The following is a 4,823-nucleotide window of genomic DNA, read 5'->3' as shown; positions in this document are numbered from 1 at the left end:
GGCACGTCACCCGTCAGGCGGATGACGTCGCGCCGGCCGCGCTGGGTCGGGTCCGGCACCGGCACCGCGGACAGCAGCGCCTGCGTGTACGGGTGCATCGGGCGCTCGTAGATGTCGTCCTCTGTGCCGATCTCCACGATCTTGCCGAGGTACATCACCGCGACGCGGTCCGACAGGTGGCGGACCACCGACAGGTCGTGCGCGATGAAGACGATCGTGAGGCCGAGCTCGGACTGGAGGTCGCGGAGCAGGTTGAGAATCTGGGCCTGGATCGAGACGTCCAGCGCCGACACGGGCTCGTCGCAGATGATCAGGCGCGGCTCGACGATCAGGGCGCGGGCGATGCCGATGCGCTGGCACTGGCCGCCGCTGAACTCGTGCGGATACCGGTTGATCTGGTTGGGCAGCAGGCCGACCTTTTCCATCATCGCCTTGACCCGCTCCTTGATCTCGGCACGGGCAAGGTTCGGGCGGTGGGTCTTCAGCGGCTCGGCGATGATCTGGCCCACGGTCATGCGCGGGTTCAGGCTGGCCAGCGGGTCCTGGAACACCATCTGGATATCACTGCGATAGGCCATCATCTGGCGCGGCGACAGCGCCAGCAGGTCCTTGCCGTCGATCCATTCCGCCTGACCCGTCGCCGGGACCAGACCGATCAGAGCGCGCGCCAGCGTGGATTTCCCGCAGCCCGATTCGCCCACGACACCCAGGGTCTCGCCCGGGCGCAGGGTGAAATCGACACCGGCCACGGCGTGCAGGGGATGGGGTTTCGCCCAAGGCATGTCGCCTTCGCGGCGGATCGGGAAGGTCACGCGAAGATCGCGCACAGACAGAAGATCGTTCATTGTCCCTCCGTGGTGCTGGGGGTTCCGGCGGCACCGGCACCGGCAACGGCACCGCGTGGAATGACCTGGTCGGGCAGGGCGCCCGGATGGGCGGCCGCCTGTTCCGTTTCCCGATACCTTGTCATCTGCCGCGCCAGAACCTCGGCCACAGGGGCATGGCATGCGCGTGCCCGGCCGGGCACGAAGGTTTCCAGCGGCGGATCGATGCGGGCGCAAACCTCGCGGGCATAGGGGCAGCGCGGCTGGAAGGCGCAGCCTGACGGCGGGCGGCTCATGTTCGGGGGCTGGCCGGGAATGGCGCGCAGTTCCTCGTCGGCCTGGTCCACCCGCGGGATCGCGTCCAGCAGGCCTTGGGTGTAGGGCAAGGTGGGTTCTGCAAAGATCGGGCGAACGGGACCGGTTTCGCGGATGCGGCCGCCATACATGACGGCCACCCGCTCGCACGCGCCCGCGACAATGCCCAGATCATGCGTGATCAGCATCATCGCCATGCCGAAATCGCGCTGCAGGTCCGACAGCAGTTGCATGATCTGCGCCTGCACGGTGACGTCCAGCGCGGTGGTCGGCTCATCCGCGATCAGCAGCTTGGGCCGGCACAAGAGCGCCATGGCGATCATCACGCGCTGGCGCATGCCGCCCGAAAACTCGTGCGGATAAAGGCGCATCCGGCCCTTGGCATCGGGGATCTTGACGGCGTCCAGCATGCGGACCGCCTCGGTGACGGCATCGCGCTTGGACAGGCCCTTGTGCAGCACCAGCACCTCGGCCATCTGGTCGGCCACGCGCATGTAGGGGTTCAGCGAGGTCATCGGATCCTGAAAGATCATCGCGATCTTTTCGGCCCGGATGCGGTTCAGGACCTTCTTGGGCGCGTTCAGGATTTCCTGCCCATCAAAGATCACGCTGCCCGTGGCGCGTCCGTTGCGCGCCAAAAGACCCATGATGGCAAAGGACAGCTGCGACTTGCCGCTGCCGGATTCGCCCACGATGCCCAAGGTTTCACCCTGTTCCACCGTCAGGTTGACGTTGTTGACGGCGCGCACCTCGGCGTCGTTGGTCTGGAAGCGGACCGAGAGGTCCGTGAGGGTCAGAAGGGCCATCTCAGCGCTCCTTCGGGTCGAGGGCGTCCCGCAGGCCGTCACCCACGAAGAAGAACCCGAACAGGGTGATGACGAAGAAGAACAACGGGAACAGCAGTTGCCACAGCGTGCCATAGTTCATCGTGCCCGCCCCTTCTGAGATCAGCGCGCCCCAGCTGGTCAGGGGTTCCTGCACGCCAAGGCCCAGAAAGCTGATGAAGCTTTCCGTCAGGATCATCAGTGGCACCAGCAGGGTCGCATAGACCGCGACCACGCCCAGCAGGTTCGGCACGATATGGCGGATGATGATACGGAAGGATGACACGCCCGTGGCGCGGGCGGCCTCGATGAATTCCCGGTTCTTCAGGCTAAGGGTCTGACCGCGAACGATTCGCGACATGTCCAGCCAGCTGATCAGGCCGATGCCCAGGAACAGCATCGACATGGACCGCCCGAACATCACCAGCAGCAGGATCAGCACGAACATGTAGGGGATCGACATCAGGATATCGACCGTTCGCATCATCAGCTGGTCCGTGCGCCCGCCGACATAGCCTGCAGTGGCGCCATAAAGGGTGCCAACAATCACGGCGATGGCGGCGCCCACGATCCCCACCATCAGGCTGATCTGCGTGCCCTGCACGACGCGTGCATAAAGGTCCCGACCCAGATTGTCGGTCCCGAAATAATGACCATTCTGCAGCGAAGGCTGACCCATCTGCGCAACCTGACCCATGATGCTGAAATCAAGCTCTTCGTTGGACCATTGTGCGAACTGGTCGCCCAGGATCGCGAACAGCGTCACCAGCACCAGGATGGTCAGGCCGAACATCGCGGCCTTGTTGCGAAGGAATCGTTTGCGCGCATCGGCCCACGGGCTGCGGCCCTTGACCTCGTCCTGAGCCAGCCGCTCGGACAAGGACTGCATCTTGGATTGATCGATGACCATGACCTTAGTACCTGATCTTGGGGTCGATCCACGCGTAAAGCACGTCGACGAGGAGGTTGAAGAGAATGGTCAGCGTCCCGATCAGGATGGTGACGCCCATCATCACGGCGTAGTCGCGGTTCAGCGCACTGTCCACGAATGCCTTTCCGATGCCGCCGGTCGAGAAATAGATGTCGATCACGACCGATCCGGTGATCATCGACACAAAGACCGGGCCCAGATAGCTGATGACCGGCAGCATTGCAGGCTTCAGCGCATGGCGGATGATGACACGGTGTTCCGGCATCCCCTTGGCGCGCGCGGTGCGGATGTGGTTCGAGCCCAGCACCTCCAGCATCGAGGACCGGGTGATGCGCGCGATCGAGGCCATGTAGCTGGTCGCAAGCGCGATCACCGGCATGATCCAGAAGCTGGGGTCGTTGAAGCTCCATCCCCCGCCGGGCAGCAGCCGGTACCAGAGGGTGAAGACCAGCACCAGGAGCGGCGCCATCACGAAATTGGGCAGCACCTGCGCGCCGATCGAGATGCCCACGGCAAGATAATCCACCCAGGAATTGTGCCAGATGGCCGCGACCACGCCCAGCGCCACCCCGAAGACGACAGCCGCCAGAAAGGACAGTGCGCCATAGGTCAGCGTGACCGGAAAGCCCGCCGCGATCAGCTGGTTCACAGTGCGATCTGGATAAACGAAAGAAGGGCCAAAGTCGAAATGGACCACGATGTTGTAAAGATAATTCCAGATCTGCAGCCACAGCGGGTCGTTCAGGCCATATTGCCGTTCAAGATTGGCCAGGACGGCGGGCGGCAGCGCACGCTCGCCCGTGAAGGGCCCGCCAGGCGCCAGATGCATCAGGACAAAGGAGAACACGATCAGCAGCAGCAGCGTGGGTATCGCCACCGCCAGCCGTCGCAGGATGAATGCGAACATCGCGGGGGGCCTTTCCTGCGGATTGACTTGAAAATCGAGAGCCGGGGCGAAAAGCTTCGCCCCGGCCCGGTCAGTTGCACGACAGGCTTATTCGGCCGTGCGATACAGATCCTTGGCGTACCAGGTGTTGCGCAGGTTCTCGCGCGGCAGGCCCTTGATCGCGGGGTTGATCATGTCGACCTTGGCATAATGGTACACGAAGACGCCCGGAACCTCCTCGGCCAGGATTTCCTCGGCGCGCTGGTACAGCGGCGTGGTATCCTCGGCCGTGGCAGCCTCCTCCAGAAGGCGGTCATATTCCTCGTTCGACCATTTTCCGCTGTTGTATCCGTCCGTGCGGAACCAGTCGAGGAAGGTGGAGGCCTCGTTGTAGTCGGCGCACCACGCATAGCGTGCCACCTCGAAGTCCTGGTTCTGCAGGCGATCGGTGTGGACGGCCCATTCGACGTTGTTCAGCTCGATCTCGATGCCCAGCGGGCGCCAGAACTGCTGGGCCGCGATGGCCAGCAGGCGGTGGCTGTCGTCGGTGTTGTACTGCAGCTGCACGCGGACGGGGTTGTCGGGGCCATACCCGGCCTCGGCCAGCAGTTCGCGCGCACGCTCGGTCCGCTGCTCCTGGCTCATCTCGGCCATGCCGCCCTCGGGCGCGGCAAAGCCGTTGATGGCCCAATGGGTCCAGCTGTAGGCCGGACGCTGGCCACCCTGCAGAACCTGGTCCACGATCACGTCACGGTTCAGGCTGAGCGCCATCGCCTCGCGCACGCGCTGGTCCTTAAGAACCTCAGGGCCCTTTTCGGACAGGTTGAAGACATAGGCATAGGAACAGCCGTAGGGCACCGAGACGGCCTGATCGGGGAACTGCTCGGACAGGCGCGGGTATTGCCCGGCCGGGATCTGGACACGGTCAAGCTCTCCGGCCTGATACCGGGTGAGGGCCACATTGTTGTCGTTGACCGTCACGCCGCGTACGGTTTCCATCACGACGTTGTCGGCATCCCAATATTCGGGGTTCTTCTGGAAGA

Annotated in this window: 5 protein-coding genes; all 5 read right to left on the bottom strand. The window is 63.8% G+C overall.

The window, feature by feature from the left end; all coding sequences use genetic code 11:
• Positions 1 to 845, bottom strand: an 845-nt coding sequence (locus tag ACLHHB_RS00475) for an ABC transporter ATP-binding protein (protein WP_410216310.1), incomplete at its 3' end; no start/stop codon positions are given.
• Positions 842 to 1,945, bottom strand: coding sequence for an oligopeptide/dipeptide ABC transporter ATP-binding protein (locus tag ACLHHB_RS00470; RefSeq protein WP_410216309.1), 1,104 nt, complete (start codon positions 1,943 to 1,945; stop codon positions 842 to 844). The genes ACLHHB_RS00475 and ACLHHB_RS00470, both read right to left, overlap by 4 nt.
• Before the next feature lies 1 nt (position 1,946).
• Positions 1,947 to 2,873 carry an ABC transporter permease subunit gene (locus tag ACLHHB_RS00465; RefSeq protein ID WP_410216308.1) on the bottom strand — a complete coding sequence of 309 codons (927 nt, stop codon included), beginning with the start codon at positions 2,871 to 2,873 and terminating at the stop codon, positions 1,947 to 1,949.
• A gap of 4 nt (positions 2,874 to 2,877) precedes the next feature.
• Positions 2,878 to 3,801, bottom strand: coding sequence for an oligopeptide ABC transporter permease OppB (gene oppB, locus ACLHHB_RS00460; protein WP_410216307.1), 924 nt, complete (start codon positions 3,799 to 3,801; stop codon positions 2,878 to 2,880).
• 87 nt (positions 3,802 to 3,888) lie between these two features.
• Positions 3,889 to 4,823: peptide ABC transporter substrate-binding protein (locus tag ACLHHB_RS00455; RefSeq protein WP_410216306.1), on the bottom strand; the 935-nt coding region annotated here is incomplete at its 5' end.

This window comes from Paracoccus sp. (in: a-proteobacteria) (genome assembly GCF_046462195.1).
In the GTDB taxonomy this organism is placed as follows: Bacteria; Pseudomonadota; Alphaproteobacteria; order Rhodobacterales; family Rhodobacteraceae; genus Paracoccus.
Note: the sequence above shows the minus strand (reverse complement) of the source record. Positions and strands in the feature narration are given on the sequence as shown.

Excerpts from the sequence above, each read along its gene's own strand:
- ACLHHB_RS00465 (WP_410216308.1), bottom strand. The coding sequence starts at position 2,873 with ATGGTCATCGATCAATCCAAGATGCAGTCCTTGTCCGAGCGGCTGGCT.
- ACLHHB_RS00470 (WP_410216309.1), bottom strand. The coding sequence starts at position 1,945 with ATGGCCCTTCTGACCCTCACGGACCTCTCGGTCCGCTTCCAGACCAAC.
- oppB (WP_410216307.1), bottom strand. The coding sequence starts at position 3,801 with ATGTTCGCATTCATCCTGCGACGGCTGGCGGTGGCGATACCCACGCTG.